We start from the raw sequence: 18,391 nt of genomic DNA, 5'->3' as shown, positions 1-18,391 counted from the left end.
CTTACTTGGCGCCGTAGAGATCAGCGAAGGTCTTCAGCGTTTCCTTGCGCTTGCCGTAGACAGCAGCCGTGTCATACTTCAGGAGCGTCAGGTCGCCGATCAGCGGACGGCTGGCGGCAATGTCGGTGCGCGATGGCATCAGCATTTCGCCGGCAACAAGCGCCTGACCTTCGTCAGAGAGCATGTAGTCGATGAACTTCTTGGCGTCGTCCTGGTTCTTCGACCAGTTCATGATCATGGCCGGGCGCGGTGCGATGACCGTACCGGACTTCGGGAACACGACTTCGATATTCTCGCCCTTCTTCTGGGCGGCAAGAGCGATGTAGTCGACGGCGCCGAAGACGACGGCCTTTGCACCCTGCAGAACCGGGTTCAGGGCATCAGCATTTGCACCGGCAATGATGGCGCCGTTAGCCTGCAGAGCTTTGAAGAGCTTCCAGTCGTCCTGGCCGGCGAGGGCAGCAGTCAGCTCGAAGGACGAACCGGACTGCGCAGGGTCCGGGATATTGACGAGATCCTTGTATTCCGGCTTTGCGAGGTCAGCCCATTCGGACGGCTTCGGCGTGCCGCTCTTGGTGTTCCAGACGATGCCGAGAGCCGAGATGCCCTGTGCAACAGCGCCTTCGGACTTCAGGAAGTCCGGCACCTTGGCAGCGTTCGGGCTTGCATAGCTGACAAGCCAGCCGCGCTTGGCGAAGTCGTTTGCCGTATCCCAGGAAGCCGAGATGACGACGTCGACAACCGGGTTAGCGGCTTCGGCTTCGATACGCGCCATGACCTTGCCGGTCGTTGCCTGGAAAACATTGACCTTGACGCCGGTCTGCTTGGTAAAGCCAGCCGACAGCTTGTCGATCAGGCTCTGCGGGCCAGCGGTGTAAACGGTGACATCGGCATGGGCGACGCCGGCCATCAGGGCTACGGCGACAACGCCAAAAGTGATGCTCTTCAATGACTTAAACATGTTCCAATTTCTCCTCTATGGATTGGTGTATTTCCCGCTGAAACCAGCGGATCTGTGCGGCGTCGATCTCAAGGCCGATTACCTCGCCGGCACGAAGCTTCACGCGGCTAAGCACCTGTAATTCCAGGCCGGGCAGGCCGGAGAGCGAAACGCTCGCCAGGTGCCCGTCGCCGCGAAACTGCGAGCGCAGCACAGTGGCGGCAAGGCGATCAGCAGAGACTTTGCCGGCCGAGATGGAGGCGACCGGGAGCAACACGCGGGCGCTGTTGCCGGCGATGCCCGCAGCCTCGGTCAGCACAATATCGCTACCCTTGAAATACCAGGCCGTACCGCGCCGCTCGATATCCGCAAGGCAGCCAAGCCGCAGGAAGTCGGCGACCTCGGGCGTTGCCGGACGCATGATCAGATCATCGGGCGACGCCAGCTGCTCGATCAGGCCGGAGCGCATGACTGCGACCTCATCGGCAAGCGTCAGTGCCTCGCTATGATCATGCGTCACATAGATTGCCGTCAGGCCGAGCGTGGAGATGAGTTCGGCAAGTTCACCGACCATGTTTTCGCGCAGTTCGCGATCAAGATTGGAAAGCGGTTCGTCGAAAAGGATGAGCTGCGGTTCGGCCACGATGGCGCGGGCAATTGCCACGCGCTGTTGCTGGCCGCCGGAAAGATCGCTCGGTCGCCTATCTGCGTAGGCAGCAAGCCCGACGCGCTCGAGTGACCGCATCGTCCTCTCGTGACGCTCGGCTTTCCCGATGCCACGCATTTCCAACGGAAAAGAAACATTGCCGCCGACCGTCAGATGCGGCCAGAGCGCATAGTCCTGAAAGACCATGCCAAGCCCGCGCCGCTCCGGCGGAACGAAGGCACCGGTCGAACCGTCGGCAACTGTCGTGCCGGCAATCGAAACGGAACCCCTGGTCGGCACAAGCAGCCCGGCGACCAGCCGCAAGAGCGTAGTCTTGCCGCAGCCCGAAGGGCCGAGCAACGCCAGCGTCTTACCCTTTTCCAGAGAAAAATCAATGCCTTTGAGGATTTGCGTCGGCCCGTAGCTCAATTCCAGACCCGCCGCAGCAACGGCACAGGACGATCGAATTGAAGGGGCGTTCATGGGAAGACCAAATGTCGCTTTAAAGAAAGTATGGCGACATTTAGGCACACCGGATGACAGCTCTGCGACAGATATATTTCAGTTTTGTGACAATATCTTCTGGACAGGAGGACGTTGGCGTTTCGTGCCGGGATGACTAAGACGCAGCCCTCCCGTAGCCGCGCCTTACCGCCGGCCATCTTCTACGCAGTTTTCATGCCGTTTCGCGGCTTCAGGACGCCCAAAAGCAACGAATTTGCATTTTCGGTCGCACGCAACCATTTAAGATGCATGATCCGCGGGAGATGTCGCACCCTCGCATGTGTCGGGACGTTTACCGAAAACGAACCATACCGGCTTGCATTCTGAGCCAAAAGCCGATTGCTTAGGAAAATCTACTTCTTCTTCGGCTAGCCGTTAGAAGAGTGCGAGGGGATATAGGCAAACCCGTGGAATTCTGCAGCTTCGCATCGGGATCGATGGTGATTACGATGACGAAGCGGGAAAGCTGGTTTGAAGGAAAATGAGTAACGATCTGTTTCAGGTGAAATTTTGGGGCGTTCGGGGAAGCATCCCCGTATCAGGCCCGGAATTCGACCGATATGGAGGCAACACCTCCTGCATTGAAATTCGCTGCGGCGAGCATCGGATGCTGTTCGACGCGGGCTCTGGACTGCGCGAGGCCGGCCTCTCGCTCATTGCTGACGAAGTCCGCGATGTCGATCTCTTCTTCAGCCACTGCCATTACGATCACATCATCGGCCTGCCCTTCTTCAAGGCGATCTACTACCCTTCGATCAACGTCAACATCTGGTCCGGCCATCTGGACGGCAAGATGAGCACGCGCGAGATGGTCGAGCAGTTCATCAGCCCGCCCTGGTTTCCGGTAAAGACCGATATTTGCCAGGCGACGATGAACTTCCGCGATTTCCATGCGGGCCAGACGCTGACGCCGCATGCAGGCGTCGAAATGCAGACCTACATGCTGAACCATCCAGGCGGCGCGATCGGCTATCGCATCAACTGGAAGGGACGCATAGTGTCGCTGATCTACGACATCGAGCACATTCCGGGCACCTACGATCCGGTGGCGCTCGAGATGATGAAGGACGCCGATCTCGTGGTCTACGACTGCACCTACAATGAAGACGAGATGCAGCGCTTCAAGGGCTTCGGCCACTCCACGTGGCAGCACGGCACTGAACTTGCAAAGATGGCGGGCGCTAAGCGCTTCGCCCTATTCCATCATGCGCCTTCGCGCACCGATGAGCAGCTTGCCGTCATGGAAAGCGAGGCGCAGGCCGCCTTTGCCGGCGCCTTCGCTGCCCGCGACAATCAGGTCGTCGACATCTGATCCCGCACGAGTGCGGCGGCAGAGACCCATTCCACCGCGGGATGGCCTGCCGTCGCCTCGAAAAGTTCGCCGAGGAAATCCCACGCCGCCGCGTCATGCACCAGATGATGCGCAAGCACGCCGATTGGCTCGTTGCCGCCCTCGAACCGATCCTGCAACTCCGCGACCAGTTCGCCGATCAACTCTGCCATCGGCCGTCCACCGCGGGTGCCGTGCCAGTCCATGAGATCGACATGGGAGTTGACGATGGCGATCGGACTTTCTCCCTTGGCGCGTCCGTAAGTGGAAAGGGATCCGAAGCCAAGCGCCGGCAGTTTGGGAATGAGGCCCTTGTCTATCCGGTTCCAGGGCGGAACCAGCATTGTCAGGAAGCGCGCGGGGTAGAGATCCCTCAGCTTCAGGAAACCTTCGTAGAGCTCGCCGAGGATGGTTTCTTCCAGCCGTGATCCGCCGAGTTCCTGTTTCTTGTCGTCAGGTCCGGAATGATTGTGATGGGCCCAGCCGTGAACTGCCACGCTGACATGTGTCTCATCCGCAAGCCTCTGAGCGAGTGGCATGCCGGTAAAGGCCGGAATGACAGCGAGCGTGAGGGGGATGCCGTAGTTTCTCGTCTCTCCAAGCAGTCGCTCGAGCGCCGCCGTCGGCTCGATCGCATCGTCATCCCGCAGCCAGAGCCGTGCAACGCGGCCAGCGTCGCGCCAGCGCTCCAGCTCCCGATGCAACGGCTCGCGGAGGGTGCTATCGATCATGTGCTGCTCCTGCATGGTTGAGGATCAAATCCAGTTCATGTGATGCGCCGGCAAGCGAACGCTCTTCGATAACAAAGCGTCGGGCGGCAGATGCCATGGCGTCACGGCGCGTCCGGTCATCCAGCAGTCCGGCAACGGCGCGCGCGTAGGCTTCCACATCGCCGGCAGGCGTCAATAGCCCGGTCACATCGGCCTCCACGACGGCAGGCACGCCGGCAGTTTCCTGCGCCACGACAGGAAGCCCCGCCGCCTGCGCTTCGAGATAGGCAAGTCCATAGGCTTCACCGCAGCCCGGCCAGACATAGATGCCGCTCTTCGAAAGCAGGTCGGCTATCTCTTGCGGCTCCCTCTGGCCGAGCCAGTCGATACGACCGGGGGCAAAGCCCGCAAACAGCGCCTCCACCTCAGCTCTTAACGGACCGTCGCCAATGATGCCGAGCGTCCAGGGCCGATCCTCGATCTTGCGCAGTGCCGCAGCGAGCATCGTGTAGCTCTCCATCTTGTCACCGGCCCGCATCATCGCCACGCTCGCCAAGCGTTGCGGAACGGGAGCAGGCGTTGCCGCTTCGAAGAGCACTGTGTCGATGAAAGGTTTTACTCCGGCAATACGCGCTTCGGGAAAGACGTCTTCCAGTCCTTTCCGGTCGCGTTCGGTAAAGGCGATATTGACCGCCGCCTGACGGATCGCCTCGCCGACCGGCTTCTGAAACAATGCCCAGCCCATCGCGTCGCGCTTGCGCGAATAGGAGGCTTCGGCGGTCACATAGGGAATGGTGAATTCCGCAGCGATCGCCGGTCCGAAGAGATCGGGGGACTTGTAGTAAGGATGATAGCAGAACCAGAGTTCCGGCTTCGGCTCGTCCCGCCATTTGTGCCGAATCCGCTGGAGCTCCTCCCCGGCCCTCGGTAGCGCTTCGGCCGCCGCTTCCGGCGTGCCGGCATGGATGCGGAATTGAGACACGACCTCGACTGAATGCCCGGCCATTTCCAGCGCCCGGATCAACAGCTGCGCCATCAAGCGGTCACCTGACGGCACCGGATGATCAGGCGATTTCATCGGCGCGTAGAAAGCGATCCTCATCGCGACACTCCGCGTATGACAGTGTGTTTTCCAATCGGCGCTCACGCCGTAAGCGAAAATTTCCGCTATTGTCACTATCCTTGAACGATACAGGCAGGCATACCGAAGCGATCGTGATTAGACGAGACGATAATTCCGCCCTTTTTCGTCTTCTCTAGTGCATTTGCGATTTGAGCTTCAAGAACAGGAATTGATGACCACGGTCTGGGCCACAGGGATTTTTTCGGAACGTACGATCAGGAAGGCCAGACTCGGTTCCGGCCTTGTGATGTTCGTCTTCATCATCCTGCATATGTCAAACCATGCGTTGGGGCTCGTTTCGCTGACGGCAGCCGACGATGCGCGCCGACTGTTTCTGGCGATCTGGCGTAATCCGCTGGGCACTCTGCTCTTCTACGGTTCGGTCCTGGTCCATCTGACGCTGGTGCTACGTGGGCTCTATATGCGCCGCAGCCTCATCATGCCGAAGAACGAGATGGCGCAAATCGTTCTCGGCCTTCTGATTCCGCTGCTGCTCATCGACCATGTTATCGGCACACGCATCGTCCATGCGCTCTACAGCTATAGCGACAATTACGAGACGATCGTCCGCACGCTCTGGATCAACTCGCCGAAGGACGGTGTACGCCAGACTTTCGCACTGCTTGCCGTATGGATCCACGGCTGCATCGGCATCCATTTCTGGCTGCGCTACCGGTCGTGGTACGTCAATTCCTCGTCGCTGCTTCTGGCCATCGCCATTCTCCTGCCGGTGCTGGCGCTGCTCGGTTTCGTCGAGATGGGCCGCACGCTGTCCGATCCCTCCTACGTCCAATCGGAATCCGACCACTACGAAGAAACGATCAATACCCGCTACTACAACGATCCCGAGGCGCGTGAGGAAATCGCGAAGATCCGCGCCGGGCTCTTCGGCAGCTTCTCCGCAGCGCTTGCTCTCGTCATTCTGGCACGAGCCCGCCGCAGGTTGAAAGAGCGGGCGACCCAGGTCGCCGTTCACTATCCCGGCGGCGAGACGGTTCGTGTGCCACGCGGCTTTACAGTCCTGGAGGCAAGCAGGCTTGGCGGCCTGCCGCACTATTCGGTTTGTGGTGGCAAGGGCCAGTGCTCCACGTGCCGCGTCCAGATTCTCAGCGATTATTGGACCCTGCCGCCACCCGACAAGCTGGAGCAGACGACGCTGAAGCGCATCAATGCGGCAGCCGATGTACGCCTCGCCTGTCAGCTCCGCCCGGACAAGGACTTGACCGTCGCGCCACTGCTCGTGCCGCAGACAGAAGCAGCCCTCCCCGCCAATAGCCAGGAAACCAGCCCCGGCCGCGAGCGCGACATCGCCGTACTCTTCTGTGACATGCGTCATTTCACGACGCTGACCGAGACCCGCCTGCCCTTCGACGTCGTCTTCCTGCTCAACCGCTATTTCGGAATCGTCGGCAAGGCGGTGGAACAGGCCGGCGGACAGCTCGACAAATTCATCGGCGACGGCGCCATGGCACTCTTCGGCCTCAACACCACGCCAGAGGAAGGCTGCCGGCAGGCTGTCGCGGCCGCAACCGCGATTGCTGCCGAGGTGGAAAAACTTGCCGCCGAACTTTCCGACGAACTGCCTTTACCGCTGCAAATCGTCATCGGCATCCACGCCGGCCCGGCAGTCGTCGGCACGATGGGCTATGGGCGGGTGCGCAGCCTGACGGCCGTCGGCGATACGGTCAATGTCGCAAGCCGCCTGGAGACGGCCGCCAAGGAACTCAATGCCGCGATCGTGATCTCCGAGCCGGTCGCAAAAGGCGCCGGCATTGATCTGGAACCGGTGGAAAGCTGCGAAATCAATGTGCGTGGACGGGCGCTGCCCTTGAAAGTCTATGTCATTCCGAGAGAGAAGGCCGCCGAACCGCTCAAGGAAAAGCGATAATGTCCGGCCAAGCGTGGCTAACTGGCAAATATTGGAGACGTCGTTTGCGCAAGGCGCGCAATGCGCTGGCCACGCGTTTCTTCAACACCCGTTTTGGCCGCCGACTGCTGATCGAAAATATCGGGACGCGCGTCATCTCCATGACGGTCGATGCAGGCGATCACCTGATGAGCTTTTCGCCCGCCGACTATATCGGCCGCAAGGTCTTCCGGAAGGGCCATTTCGAACGGGAGGCCGTCGATCGGCTGCTCGTGATCCTGCGCCAGCGCGGCTTGCTGAGAAAGGACAGCATGTTGCTCGAGATCGGCGGAAATATCGGCACCCAGACCGTCTATTTTGCGCTCGCTCGGGCATTTGCCGGCATCGTCAGCGTCGAGCCGGACCCTCGCAATTTCCGCCTTCTGGAACAGAACATCCGTCAGAATGGGCTCGCGGATGTGGTACGCCTCGTCAACTGCGCCGCCGGCGAAGGTGAAGGCGAGATCGACTTCTTTCTAAACAGTGCCAATCATGGCAAGAGCAGCGCCATCCGCCAGAGCGCTAGCGACCAGAAGATCAGCGTCCCGGTGCGCTCCGTGACCGGCATCCTCGACGACCTCGACATCGATCAGGCGTCCATCGGTCTCGTCTGGATGGATATCGAGGGGTATGAGCCGGTTGCCTGTCGCTCGATGCTACCGCTGCTTGCCCGCCGCGCGCCGCTCTATATGGAGTTCACGCCGCTCTTCTACGGCCCTGAGGGCACAAAAGCCTTCATTCGCATGCTCGCCGGCTTCTACGAGAATTGTCTCGTGGTCTTCGAGGACCACGAGAAGGAGATGAAAGTCCGTGATCTGCCGGGCGCATTCGATCAATATGACGTGCTGTTCCTGCCTTAGACCGAACAAGAGCTATCCGGCTGACTGCATCGCCAGCGATTGATGGCAATGCACACCAGCAAGTACCCCTGAGGCGGAAGCAAGCGTGGCGTTGTGCATGGCGCTCGCCGCATCGCCGGCGGCAAAGACACCCTTGACGGTCGTTTCCTTGTTATCGCCGGTCCGGATGACAGGACCAAACGGACCGTCGTCGAAGACACAGCCGAGCTGCTCGGCAACCGGACTGGCCATCGCCGTTTTCGGAGCGACAAACACGGCATCGAGCGGCACGATCCGGCCATCGGTGAGGCGAACGGCCTCAAGCCTGGGACTATCGCCCAATAATTCCACGACGGGGCTGCGCTCGATCCGTACGCCGCGAGCGGTCAGCCGCACGAGTTGCTCTTCATCGGGCTCGAATAGCGCTTGGGTGAAATAGGTTGTCTCTCCCCAGTCGGGAATCAGCATGGCGGAATGTGCTGAAAGCGGATGGTTTGCGAGAACACCGAGCCTACTGCTGCTCGCCTCATAGCCGTGGCAATAGGGGCAGTGCAGCACGGAGTGTCCCCATCGGTCTGGCAGACCGGCGATCTGGGGCAGTGTATCTCTGATCCCGGTTGCCAGGACGATGCGCGCGGCCCTTTCTTCGCCACCACCCCTGATGCCGATGACGAATTCGTCGCCATCGGCACGCGCCTGAACAACCTCCCCGTCCCGAATGGTGACGGTCGGATAAAGCGCAAGCTGCCGCTTTCCCTCCCGCATGATCGCCGCTGGCGTCTGGCCATCCTGGCCCAGGAAGCCGTGGGAGGCCGGCGAAAATCGATTGCGCGGCGCCCCCGCATCGACAAGCAGAACCCGGCGCAGCGCCCGGGCCAGCTGCATTGCCGCGGACAGGCCGGCGAAATTTCCGCCGACAACGATAGCCTCGAATGACATAGCACTCTCCTTCGACGACGCCTCAATCATGAATCAACATAAGTTACATGAAATGAAGTGGTCAAGTATCATGTTACTTGTCTTGTTACGATCCGCTTGTGATAATGGCCCCTTCGATCGACAGGAATGAAACCTCATGCGCAATGACAGCCGCCTTTCACGCATGCTGCACGTGCTGATCCATATGGATCGGCATGAGCATTCGGCGACCTCTGAAATGATTGGCAAGATGCTGAACACCAATCCCGTCGTCGTCCGCCGCACTATGGCCGGCCTTCGAGCGCAGGGCTATGTCCGTTCCGAAAAGGGGCATGGCGGAGGCTGGACGCTGGTGCGTCCGCTATCGGAAATCACCCTGCTCGATGTCTATAACGCTATCGGCGAACCGCATCTTTTCGCGATCGGGCCGGCCGATGATCAGCCTACATGCCTTGTGGAACAAGCCGTAAATGCCGCCCTCGAGGACGCGATGAAGGAGGCACAGGCGCTGCTCCTGCGGCGGCTGGGCAGCGTGACGCTGGACAAGATCGCGGCCGACTTCGAGGCAAAGTTTGCCGAGCGCTCGGCGACACCCTATTCCTGCGCCTCATGAGCGCGGATCATTTCCTGCGGTAGAGGAAATAGCGGCCTTCCTTGATGCCGTCGGGCAAAGGCAGAGGCAAAAGCTCGGCATGCTCCAGCGGCAAGCCGCTGACGGCGATGCCGTGACGCGTAAGAACGCCAGCCATCAACTGTGGCAGCCAGGTCAGCGTGACGGCATCGACCTCGTCATGTCCGGTGCCGATATCGGCATGCGCGAGCGCAGCATTGATCCCGAGGAACGCCTGGCCGGTGTCGCGGATATTGCCAGTCACCATGTTTTCGGCCGGCGGTGTTGAAGCGGAATAGGAACGTATTTCCCAATCGAAGGCGATAATGCGGCGGTCGGGAAAATGCTCGCGCAGATGGTCGTAGGTGCGACCGTTGCCGAGGCCGAATTCGAGCACCGACCCCTCTACCTCTTCCACCAGGTCAATGATCGCGTTGAGAATATCGCGTTGAGCCGTCAATCGGCGAATGAAGCTGTCGAGGCGGCTCATCTTGTCCCGTCCATCATAAAATATGTCAGCGGTGCTACCATATCGATGCAGTGTAAGTCGATTGCCGGAAACGCAAATTGCCGTTGCAGCGGTAACACGGGTCTGTGATAAACTCAGTCCCATGAACGAGATGTCCAACGACGCATTCTTCGCCAACGTGCCTGTCTTCAGCGACTTCGAAGGCGTGACCGATGAGAGCAACTATCAGCCGTTGCCCGAAGGATGGGTGCTGGCGATGGCCGATATCGTCGGCTCGACGAAGGCGATTTCCGGCGGCCGCTACAAGGACGTCAACATGGCCGGTGCCAGCGTCATTTCCGCGGTGCTGAATGCCGTCGGCAAGGGCGACTATCCCTTCGTCTTTGCCGGCGACGGCGCGTTGATCGCCTTGCCCGTTTCGCTTGAGAAGGAAGCGCGCAAGGCGCTTGCCGCGACGCAGGTCTGGGTGAAGGAAGATCTCGACCTCGATTTGCGCATCGCCATCGTACCGATCGCGGATATTCGCGCGGAGGGTCTCGACGTACGCGTCGCCCGTTATTCGGCAAGTCCTTATGTCACCTATGCGATGTTTTCCGGCGGTGGCACGATATGGGCCGAGAAGAATATGAAGATGGGCCGTTACGGCGTCGAGAAGGCCGCACCCGGCACCCGGCCGGATCTGACCGGCCTCTCCTGCCGCTGGAGCCCGATCGAGGCCCGCAACGGGGAAATCGTCTCGATCATCGCAGTGCCTGGCGAGGACGGCCCAGGGCCGGAATTCCAGGCTCTCGTTACCGGCATCGTTTCCATCACTGCAGAACAGAACCGCAGCGGGCATCCCGTGCCGGAAAACGGGCCTGAGCTTGCCTTCTCGATGAAGGGTATCAATCGCGAGGTGAAAGCCACCGCACCTGACGGCAAACGCCTGCGGCAAAAGCTCTTCATCCTCCTGCAGATCGGCCTGGTCGTCTTCCTGCATAAATTCGGAATCACCTTCGCCCATTTCGACGCAAGCCGCTACAAGAGGGACGTCTCAGGCAACTCGGATTTCCGTAAATTCGACGATGGACTGAAGATGACAATCGATGTCGACGCCACGCATCTCGCCCGCATCGAGATGCTGTTGAAACAGGCACAGGAAAAGGGTGTGGCGCGTTACGGCCTGCACCGCCAGTCGTCGGCACTGATGACCTGCTTCGTGCCGACGCCGCTGTCGCGCGACCACATGCACTTCATCGACGGCGCAGCTGGCGGTTACGCCGTCGCCGCCAGCCAGATCACCGGCAAGCAGCTTTCCGGCGTGCTCGTTACGCCTTGATGACATGATCGGCCGAGAGGCCGAGCCGGCTTAAGACGTTTCGGGTGTCGACAATCAGCTTGGCGCTCTTCGAAAGAGCCGCGTAGTCGATCATGTCATGGTCAGTCGCAATGAGAACCGCATCATACCCGGCAACGGCTTCCGGTTTCAGGTCGATGGATTTCCGGCCCTTCAGAGCCTGATATTCACGGGTCGACGGGATCTCCGCGACGAAGGGGTCATGATAATCCGCCTTGCCGCCCCGCTCTTCGATGATTTCGATCAGCCGCAACGACGGGCTTTCCCTGATGTCGGCAACATTCTTCTTGTAGGCGAGGCCGAGCACGAGGACGCGTGAGCGGCTGAGTGCCTTGCCGGCACGAATATCCAGCGCCTCTGCCAGCTTGCCGACGACATAGCGCGGCATCGCCGAATTGATCTCGCCGGCAAGCTCGATGAAACGTGTCGGCAGCTCGTATTCGCGCGACTTCCAGGTGAGGTAGAAAGGGTCGATCGGAATGCAGTGGCCACCGAGACCCGGGCCGGGATAAAAGGGCATATAACCGAATGGCTTGGTCTTGGCTGCATCGATGACTTCCCACACATCGATCCCCATCGCGGCGTAGACTGTCTTCAGCTCGTTGACGAGCGCGATGTTGACCGAGCGGAAGATGTTTTCGGTGAGCTTGACCGCTTCCGCAGTGGCATTGGAGGAGACCGGGACGACGGTCGAGACGGCGGCACCATAGAAGGACTTCATCAGCGACAGGGCTTGCGCGCCGTCGCCTGCAACGACCTTCGGGATGGTCTCGGTGTGGTAATGCTGATTGCCGGGGTCCTCACGCTCCGGCGAGAAGCCGACGAAGAAGTCGGAACCGGATTTCAGCCCGGTCCCTTCGAGAATGACCTTCACGATATCATCGGTCGTTCCGGGATAGGTTGTCGATTCCAGCACGATGAGCTGGCCCGGCCGCAGATGGGCGGCGATCGACCGCGACGTCGCTTCCACGAAGGAAAGATCGGGATCCCGATGTTTGGTGAGCGGCGTCGGCACGCAGATGACGATCACGTCGCAATCCGAAAGGCCGGCAAAATCGGTTGTCGAGGAGAACCGCCCCGCATCGATCTCGGCCGTCAGCGCCTCTTTCGTCACAGCATCGATATAGGAACGGCGGGCATCCAGCGCGACGATCTTCTTCGGATCGATATCGAAGCCGGTCACGGCAAAGCCGCTACGCGCCACGGCCATCGCCAGCGGCAGGCCGACATAACCGAGGCCGATGATGCCGGCGCGCGCAGTACGGGCCTCAATCTTCTTTGAAAGCGTCTCGAAGGTGGAAGAGCTTGCGTCCAAGGCCGTGCCTCTTGCGAAAAGTGAATCCGAACGCTGATCTAATGCATGATCGCAGCAAATAAAACCCGGCCTCTTTGGCAGCGCCTGACCCTCCCGCGGCCTGAATTCGTGAGCCGGATATAGACAAAATGATTGGGGGCGGCCGATCCCGGCAACCGGAACGCACAAAAAATTTACTGATGCCATTGTTTCGCACTTTCAGCGTGCCTATTTTGGCAAATGATAATGAACTGCTTTGCAAAGATTGCTCGCCCGTTTCCAGGAGGTCGGAAGCTGGCGGGTGTCACAGCCGGTTGTCGGCAATCGTTGACACGATAATACCGCTCGTACATCCTGATTTTCTTACCATCTGCTCATCGTGAATGGGCAGGTTTGGGCTGTTTTTGCGTTTCGGGATGGACGTGCGAAATGAGGATAATACCAAGAATGAGCACGACCGAATCCAGCGTATCCTCCATTTTGTTGGACCGTGTTGCTGAATGGCTGACGAATTCTTCGCTGGCCGGTGACGACCTTGAAAACATCGTGCGCGGCTTCTGTGAGCGGCTCGCGGCCGCCGGCCTGCCGCTCGCGCGCGTACACCTGACCTTCTCGATGCTGCACCCGCTCTATGACGCGCTGAGCTTCACCTGGAAGCGCTCGAGCGGCGTGACGATCGAGGGCTTCCGCATGCCGGCCGGCCAGAAGCCGGACCGTTTTCTGCAAAGCCCCTATTTCTATCTTCTCGACAACAATCTGCAGCATATCCGCCGCCGCATCATGCCTGACGGCCCGAGTGAATTTCCGATCTTCGACGATCTCAGGCAAGAAAAGGTCACCGACTACCTCGCCTTTGTGCAACCCTTCGGTGACGGGTCGGTGCAGGGCATGATGGGCTCCTGGTCGACCGACAGCCCGGCCGGCTTTTCCGACGACATGATTGACGCACTGTTGCGCATGCAGAACCATCTGGCGGTCGCTGCCAAGATGGCGGTGCTTGCCAAGCTCGCCAACAACATGCTGACCACCTATCTCGGCGGCGATGCCGGCAAGCGCGTTTTGAACGGACAGGTTCGCCGTGGCGATGGTGAGACCATCCGAGCCGCTCTCGTCATGGCGGATATGCGTGAATCGACCATGTATGCGGAGAAGGAGGGAAGGCAGGCCTACATCGATACGCTGAATCAGTTTTTCGATGCGATCGCTGCGCCATTCAACCGCAACGGCGGCGAAATCCTGAGCTTCCTCGGCGACGGCTTCCTCGCCGTCTATCCCTGCGGTCGCCACAAGGATCCGTCCAAAATCGCCTGCGAGGCAGCGCTTTCCGCCGTCCATCATGCGCAGGCGCGGGTTGCCGAACTGAACAAGGATCGCGAGGCAAAGGGGCTGCCGAAAATCGGCTACGGCATCGGTCTGCATGTCGGCAACGTCATGTTCGGCAATGTCGGCCTGAAGGATCGTCTTACCTTCTCCGCCTTCGGCTCGGCAGTGAACGAGGTACAGCGTCTACAGGTCCTGACGAAGAAATATAGCCGAGAGGTTGTCGCGAGCCAGGCCTTTGCCGGCTACTGCGGCGGCGAATGGATCACGCTTGGCGAGGAAAAGCTGCGCGGCATCCGTCAGAAGGTGACGGTGCTGCAGCCGCGGGCGCCGGCATCTGCAATCCGGGTCGACGAAGGTTTCCGCGAAGCCGTTCAGAACGGCCTTTCGGAAGCCGAACAGGTCATCATGCTTCACCGCGACAAGAAACAGGTAAAACGCACGCCTATCGAAAAATTCATCCAGTAACTACACGCGAACATTGCAGCCGCTTTGGCCGCTGCGCCGTATATGACAACCCCTGCATCAAGCGCTTTGTAAAACAGGCGCCATGGGTTGCTTTTCCCCATGCCTGTCATCAACTGGACACCCAGTTGACGGTACGATAGTGTGCCTTAACGGGAACACATAAGGACTGGGGAATTTCATTGGTATGGCGTCAGCTGCCGATCTGTTGCGTATTGAGAATCTGGACGTCGCCTTCTCCGTTTTCGGCGACCGGCTGCGTGTCGTAAAGGAAGCCAATCTTCGGATTCTGCCAGGCAAAGTGACCGCCCTCGTCGGCGAGAGCGGCTCCGGCAAATCTGTTATCAGCCAGTCGATCATGGGCATCCTTCCGGCCCCCGCCCATGCTGGCGGCCGCATCCTGTTTACCGACCCGCTGGATGGCAAGGCCACGGATATTCTCTCGCTGTCGCGCGATAGCGCCGAGATGCGAGACCTGCGCGGCCGGCGCATGGCGACTATTTTCCAGGAGCCGATGACATCGCTCTCGCCGCTCCACACGGTCGGCAACCAGATCAGCGAGGTCTTGCTGATCCACACCAAGGCAGACAAGAAGGAAGCACGCGAGCGCACCGAGGAAATGCTCGGCCTCGTCGGCTTTTCCAATCCGAAGCGCACATACGACATGTATCCGTTCGAGCTCTCGGGCGGCATGCGACAGCGCGCGATGATTGCCATGGCGCTGATCTGCAAGCCGGCGCTGCTGATCGCCGACGAGCCGACCACGGCACTCGACGTGACGATCCAGGCACAGATCCTCGAACTGCTGCGCGACCTGCAGGCCAAGCTCGGCATGGCGATGCTGTTGATCACCCACGACCTCGGCGTCGTCGCCAATATGGCCGACGAAGTGGTGGTCATCTATCACGGCGAGATCATGGAAGCAGGCCCGGTCGAGGCTATCTTCCGCAATCCGCAACATCCCTATCTCAAGGCCCTCATGGCCGCGGTTCCGCATTTCGACATGAAGCCAGGCGAACGGTTGAAGGCCCTGCGGGACGTCCCGGTCAATCTGGAATCGCTGATCGGCAAGAAGAAGCCGGCTGAAAAGGAAGCGCCCGGCGTGCTCCTTTCCGTCGCCAATCTTTCCAAGACCTACAAGACGCGCAAGCGTAGCTTCTTCGGTGGCCAGGAAGCCACCATCTTGCGCGCTGTCGACGATGTCAGCTTCGATATCCGCCGCGGCGAATGTCTGGGGCTCGTGGGCGAATCGGGCTGCGGCAAAACGACCGTCAGCAAAATTCTCATGCGCGCGGTCACGCCTGATAGTGGCACGGTGACCTTCAACGACGGCAAGGATGTGATCGACGTCCTCTCCGTCAAGGGGTCGGAACTGCAGGATCTTCGCACCAAGATCCAGATGGTGTTTCAGGATCCGGTTTCCTCGCTTTCGCCGCGCATGACGGTGCGCAATATCCTTAGCGAGCCTCTCGAAATCCATGATCGCGGCAACAGTGCCGAGCGCAAGGCCAAAGTCGAGGCGCTGATGGGCGCGATCGGCCTCGACCGGCGCTATCTCAACCGCTATCCGCACAGTTTCTCCGGCGGCCAGCGCCAGCGCATCGGAATTGCCCGCGCGCTCGCTCTCGGCCCCAAGCTTGTCATCCTTGATGAACCGGTCTCGGCCCTCGACGTATCCGTGCAGGCACAGATCCTCAATCTTCTGAAGGATCTGCAGAAGGAGTTGGGGCTCACCTACCTCTTCATCTCGCACAACCTCGCAGTCGTCGACTATATGGCAGACCGCATCGCCGTCATGTGCAAGGGCCGTATTGTCGAGATCGCGCCGCGCGAAATCATTCTGCGCAATCCGGTTCACCCCTATACCAGGTCATTGCTTGCCGCCGTTCCCTTCCCGGATCTCGACCGGCCGCTCGACTTCAAGGCGCTGCAGGAAAATGGTGCAGCCGACAAGCAGAACTGGGGCCCGGTCTTCAGGGCGGACCACGATGACGCCTCCGAACTTGCCTTTGCCGATCTCGGCGGCGGCCATCTGGTGCGCGCCCGCAAGGGTGCCGATGCGAAGGAACTGGTCTGATGGTGACGCGCCGTATCTTTCTCGGCGGCCTGATCGGCTCGGCCATCGCGCCTTCGGTGCTCCGGGCACAGCAGCTCGCCGAGCCAGAAATTTTGAGAGCCAGGGTCGCTGACGGCAGTCTGCCGCCAATGGCCGAGCGCATTCCGACTGAGCCGCGTATCGTCAATCTCAAGGAGATGGGCCGCGTGCCCGGCACCTATGGCGGCAATGTGCGCACCATCATCGGCGGTGTGCGCGATATCCGCTACATGACCGTCTACGGCTATTCGCGGCTGGTTGGCTACGACACCAAGCTGCAGTTCCAGCCCGATATCCTGCGCGATTTCACCTCGGAGAATGACACTGTCTTCACCTTCCGGCTGCGCGAGGGGCACAGATGGTCGGACGGTCATCCCTTCACGGCGGAAGCCTTCCGCTACTGGTGGGAAGACGTCATCCTCAACAAGGAACTGACGCCCGGCGGCGGCGCGCTGGAGCTGCGTCCGCACGGCTCCCTGCCGCGCTTCGAAGTGCTCGACGAGCTGACTGTGCGCTACAGCTGGGACAAGCCCAACCCGGTTTTCCTGTCGGCGCTTGCCGGACCTCTGCCGCTCGTTATCTATGGCCCGGGCCATTACCTGAAACAGTTCCACAAGGGCTTTCAGGACAAGGCCAAGCTTGAAGAGCTGATGAAGAAGAACCGCGCCAAGAAATGGGCCGACCTGCACATCAAGATGGCGCTCGCTTCCCGGCCCAACAATCCCGATCTGCCGACGCTCGATCCCTGGCAGAACCGCACGGCGCCGCCGGCCGACCAGTTCGTCTTCGAGCGTAATGCCTTCTTCCACCGCGTCGACGAGAATGGCATGCAACTGCCCTATCTCGATCGCTTCATCCTGAACGTCTCGTCTTCCTCGATCATCGCCGCCAAGGCCGGCGCGGGCGAATCCGACCTGCAGGCGACGGGCATCGACTTCAATGACTACACCTTCCTGAAAGAGGCGGAAAAGCGCTTCGCTGTGAAGGTCAATCTCTGGAAAGTGGCGCGCGGCTCGCGCATCACGCTGTTGCCGAACCTCAATGTCGCCGACGAAACCTGGCGCGCGCTGTTCCGCGACGTACGCTTCCGCCGAGCGCTGTCGCTGGCAATCGACCGGCATGAGATCAACATGGTGGCCTTCTACGGCCTCGGCAAGGCGAGTGCCGATACGGTGCTGCCGGAAAGTCCGCTCTTCAAACCGGAATATGCCGACGCCTATGTGAATTTCGACCCTGACACGGCCAATAAGCTGCTCGACGAACTCGGCCTCGACAAGCGCGACAGCGATGGGATCCGCCTGCTGCCTGATGGACGCCGCGCCGAGATCACCGTCGAGACAGCCGGCGAGAGCAATCTCGACACGGACGTTCTGGAACTCGTGCACGATCACTGGGCCAATATCGGTCTGGCGCTCTTCACCCGCACCTCGCAGCGCGACGTCTTCCGCAATCGCGCCATGAGCGGTTCGATCATGATGTCGATCTGGTACGGGCTGGATAACGGCGTGCCGACCGCCGACATGTCTCCCTATGGACTAGCCCCTACGCTGGATGACCAGCTTCAATGGCCGCTCTGGGGCATGTACTATCTTTCGGCCGGTCAGGAGGGCAAGGCCCCCGATCTGCCGGAGGCGGCCGAGCTTGTGGATCTCCTCAACCAGTGGGGCGCAAGTGCTACGACGGAAGAGCGCGAGGTTATCTGGCACAAGATGCTGTCCCTCTATACCCAGCAGGTCTTTTCGATCGGCCTCATCAACAGCACGCTACAGCCGATCCTCAGATCCGCCAAAATGCAGAACGTGCCGGAGCACGCGCTCTACGGCTTCGATCCAACCTCCTTCCTCGGCGTCTACATGCCGGACACCTTCTGGTTCAAGGAGGCCTGA

General features: G+C 60.2%; 15 protein-coding genes. 8 read left to right on the top strand and 7 right to left on the bottom strand.

Going from position 1 to position 18,391, the window contains the following annotated elements; genetic code table 11:
* Nucleotide 1: 1 nt before the first annotated feature.
* Nucleotides 2-961 (bottom strand): ABC transporter substrate-binding protein, encoded by a 960-nt coding sequence (locus tag LVY75_01785; GenBank protein XAZ20722.1) that lies wholly within the window; start codon nt 959-961, stop codon nt 2-4.
* Entirely contained in the window at nt 954-2,069 is a 1,116-nt protein-coding gene (locus LVY75_01780) for an ABC transporter ATP-binding protein (GenBank protein XAZ20721.1), read from the bottom strand. The genes LVY75_01785 and LVY75_01780 overlap by 8 nt, the downstream gene beginning before the upstream one ends.
* A 502-nt stretch (nt 2,070-2,571) precedes the next feature.
* On the opposite strand from LVY75_01780, the gene LVY75_01775 reads away from it, so the two are divergent.
* Nucleotides 2,572-3,402 carry an MBL fold metallo-hydrolase gene (locus tag LVY75_01775; GenBank protein XAZ20720.1) on the top strand — a complete coding sequence of 277 codons (831 nt, stop codon included), beginning with the start codon at nt 2,572-2,574 and terminating at the stop codon, nt 3,400-3,402.
* Here LVY75_01775 and LVY75_01770 read toward each other — a convergent pair.
* Both LVY75_01770 and LVY75_01765 read right to left on the bottom strand, forming a co-directional pair.
* Nucleotides 3,384-4,151 (bottom strand): polysaccharide deacetylase family protein, encoded by a 768-nt coding sequence (locus LVY75_01770; protein ID XAZ20719.1) that lies wholly within the window; start codon nt 4,149-4,151, stop codon nt 3,384-3,386. The genes LVY75_01775 and LVY75_01770 overlap by 19 nt on opposite strands.
* Nucleotides 4,141-5,232 (bottom strand): glycosyltransferase family 4 protein, encoded by a 1,092-nt coding sequence (locus tag LVY75_01765; GenBank protein XAZ20718.1) that lies wholly within the window; start codon nt 5,230-5,232, stop codon nt 4,141-4,143. Before LVY75_01765 ends, LVY75_01770 begins: the two co-directional genes overlap by 11 nt.
* Before the next feature lie 193 nt (nt 5,233-5,425).
* Here LVY75_01765 and LVY75_01760 point away from each other — a divergent pair, with 193 nt between their 5' ends.
* Nucleotides 5,426-7,141 (top strand): adenylate/guanylate cyclase domain-containing protein, encoded by a 1,716-nt coding sequence (locus tag LVY75_01760; GenBank protein XAZ20717.1) that lies wholly within the window; start codon nt 5,426-5,428, stop codon nt 7,139-7,141.
* The gene (locus LVY75_01755) at nt 7,141-8,019 is read left to right on the top strand and encodes an FkbM family methyltransferase (protein ID XAZ20716.1); all 879 of its coding nucleotides are present in this window, start codon (nt 7,141-7,143) and stop codon (nt 8,017-8,019) included. The genes LVY75_01760 and LVY75_01755 overlap by 1 nt, the downstream gene beginning before the upstream one ends.
* A 12-nt stretch (nt 8,020-8,031) precedes the next feature.
* Here LVY75_01755 and LVY75_01750 read toward each other — a convergent pair whose 3' ends face one another.
* Entirely contained in the window at nt 8,032-8,937 is a 906-nt protein-coding gene (locus tag LVY75_01750) for an NAD(P)/FAD-dependent oxidoreductase (GenBank protein ID XAZ20715.1), read from the bottom strand.
* A gap of 136 nt (nt 8,938-9,073) precedes the next feature.
* Between LVY75_01750 and LVY75_01745 the strand changes: the two genes are divergently transcribed.
* Entirely contained in the window at nt 9,074-9,529 is a 456-nt protein-coding gene (locus tag LVY75_01745; GenBank protein ID XAZ20714.1) for an Rrf2 family transcriptional regulator, read from the top strand.
* Nucleotides 9,530-9,536: 7 nt separating this feature from the next.
* Here LVY75_01745 and LVY75_01740 read toward each other — a convergent pair whose 3' ends face one another.
* Nucleotides 9,537-10,016, bottom strand: a complete 480-nt coding sequence (locus LVY75_01740; protein XAZ20713.1) for a class I SAM-dependent methyltransferase — start codon at nt 10,014-10,016, stop codon at nt 9,537-9,539.
* A gap of 121 nt (nt 10,017-10,137) precedes the next feature.
* Between LVY75_01740 and LVY75_01735 the strand changes: the two genes are divergently transcribed.
* Entirely contained in the window at nt 10,138-11,313 is a 1,176-nt protein-coding gene (locus LVY75_01735) for a DUF3095 domain-containing protein (GenBank protein XAZ20712.1), read from the top strand.
* Here LVY75_01735 and LVY75_01730 read toward each other — a convergent pair.
* Nucleotides 11,303-12,646: a nucleotide sugar dehydrogenase gene (locus LVY75_01730; protein ID XAZ20711.1), complete on the bottom strand. Its 1,344-nt coding sequence runs from the start codon at nt 12,644-12,646 to the stop codon at nt 11,303-11,305. The genes LVY75_01735 and LVY75_01730 overlap by 11 nt on opposite strands.
* 426 nt (nt 12,647-13,072) lie before the next feature.
* Between LVY75_01730 and LVY75_01725 the strand changes: the two genes are divergently transcribed.
* The 3 genes from LVY75_01725 to LVY75_01715 all read left to right on the top strand — a co-directional run bounded on the left by LVY75_01725 (nt 13,073) and on the right by LVY75_01715 (nt 18,391).
* Nucleotides 13,073-14,413 (top strand): adenylate/guanylate cyclase domain-containing protein, encoded by a 1,341-nt coding sequence (locus tag LVY75_01725; protein ID XAZ20710.1) that lies wholly within the window; start codon nt 13,073-13,075, stop codon nt 14,411-14,413.
* A gap of 184 nt (nt 14,414-14,597) precedes the next feature.
* The gene (locus LVY75_01720) at nt 14,598-16,487 is read left to right on the top strand and encodes an ABC transporter ATP-binding protein (GenBank protein XAZ20709.1); all 1,890 of its coding nucleotides are present in this window, start codon (nt 14,598-14,600) and stop codon (nt 16,485-16,487) included.
* Nucleotides 16,487-18,391, top strand: a complete 1,905-nt coding sequence (locus LVY75_01715; GenBank protein ID XAZ20708.1) for an ABC transporter substrate-binding protein — start codon at nt 16,487-16,489, stop codon at nt 18,389-18,391. The genes LVY75_01720 and LVY75_01715 overlap by 1 nt, the downstream gene beginning before the upstream one ends.

This window comes from Sinorhizobium sp. B11 (assembly GCA_039725955.1).
In the GTDB taxonomy this organism is placed as follows: domain Bacteria; phylum Pseudomonadota; class Alphaproteobacteria; order Rhizobiales; family Rhizobiaceae; genus Rhizobium.
Note: the sequence above shows the minus strand (reverse complement) of the source record. Positions and strands in the feature narration are given on the sequence as shown.

Coding starts and splice junctions, on each gene's coding strand:
- LVY75_01785 (XAZ20722.1), bottom strand. CDS start 961: ATGTTTAAGTCATTGAAGAGCATCACTTTTGGCGTTGTCGCCGTAGCC.
- LVY75_01780 (XAZ20721.1), bottom strand. CDS start 2,069: ATGAACGCCCCTTCAATTCGATCGTCCTGTGCCGTTGCTGCGGCGGGT.
- LVY75_01775 (XAZ20720.1), top strand. CDS start 2,572: ATGAGTAACGATCTGTTTCAGGTGAAATTTTGGGGCGTTCGGGGAAGC.
- LVY75_01770 (XAZ20719.1), bottom strand. CDS start 4,151: ATGATCGATAGCACCCTCCGCGAGCCGTTGCATCGGGAGCTGGAGCGC.
- LVY75_01765 (XAZ20718.1), bottom strand. CDS start 5,232: ATGAGGATCGCTTTCTACGCGCCGATGAAATCGCCTGATCATCCGGTG.
- LVY75_01760 (XAZ20717.1), top strand. CDS start 5,426: ATGACCACGGTCTGGGCCACAGGGATTTTTTCGGAACGTACGATCAGG.
- LVY75_01755 (XAZ20716.1), top strand. CDS start 7,141: ATGTCCGGCCAAGCGTGGCTAACTGGCAAATATTGGAGACGTCGTTTG.
- LVY75_01750 (XAZ20715.1), bottom strand. CDS start 8,937: ATGTCATTCGAGGCTATCGTTGTCGGCGGAAATTTCGCCGGCCTGTCC.
- LVY75_01745 (XAZ20714.1), top strand. CDS start 9,074: ATGCGCAATGACAGCCGCCTTTCACGCATGCTGCACGTGCTGATCCAT.
- LVY75_01740 (XAZ20713.1), bottom strand. CDS start 10,016: ATGAGCCGCCTCGACAGCTTCATTCGCCGATTGACGGCTCAACGCGAT.
- LVY75_01735 (XAZ20712.1), top strand. CDS start 10,138: ATGAACGAGATGTCCAACGACGCATTCTTCGCCAACGTGCCTGTCTTC.
- LVY75_01725 (XAZ20710.1), top strand. CDS start 13,073: ATGAGCACGACCGAATCCAGCGTATCCTCCATTTTGTTGGACCGTGTT.
- LVY75_01720 (XAZ20709.1), top strand. CDS start 14,598: ATGGCGTCAGCTGCCGATCTGTTGCGTATTGAGAATCTGGACGTCGCC.
- LVY75_01715 (XAZ20708.1), top strand. CDS start 16,487: ATGGTGACGCGCCGTATCTTTCTCGGCGGCCTGATCGGCTCGGCCATC.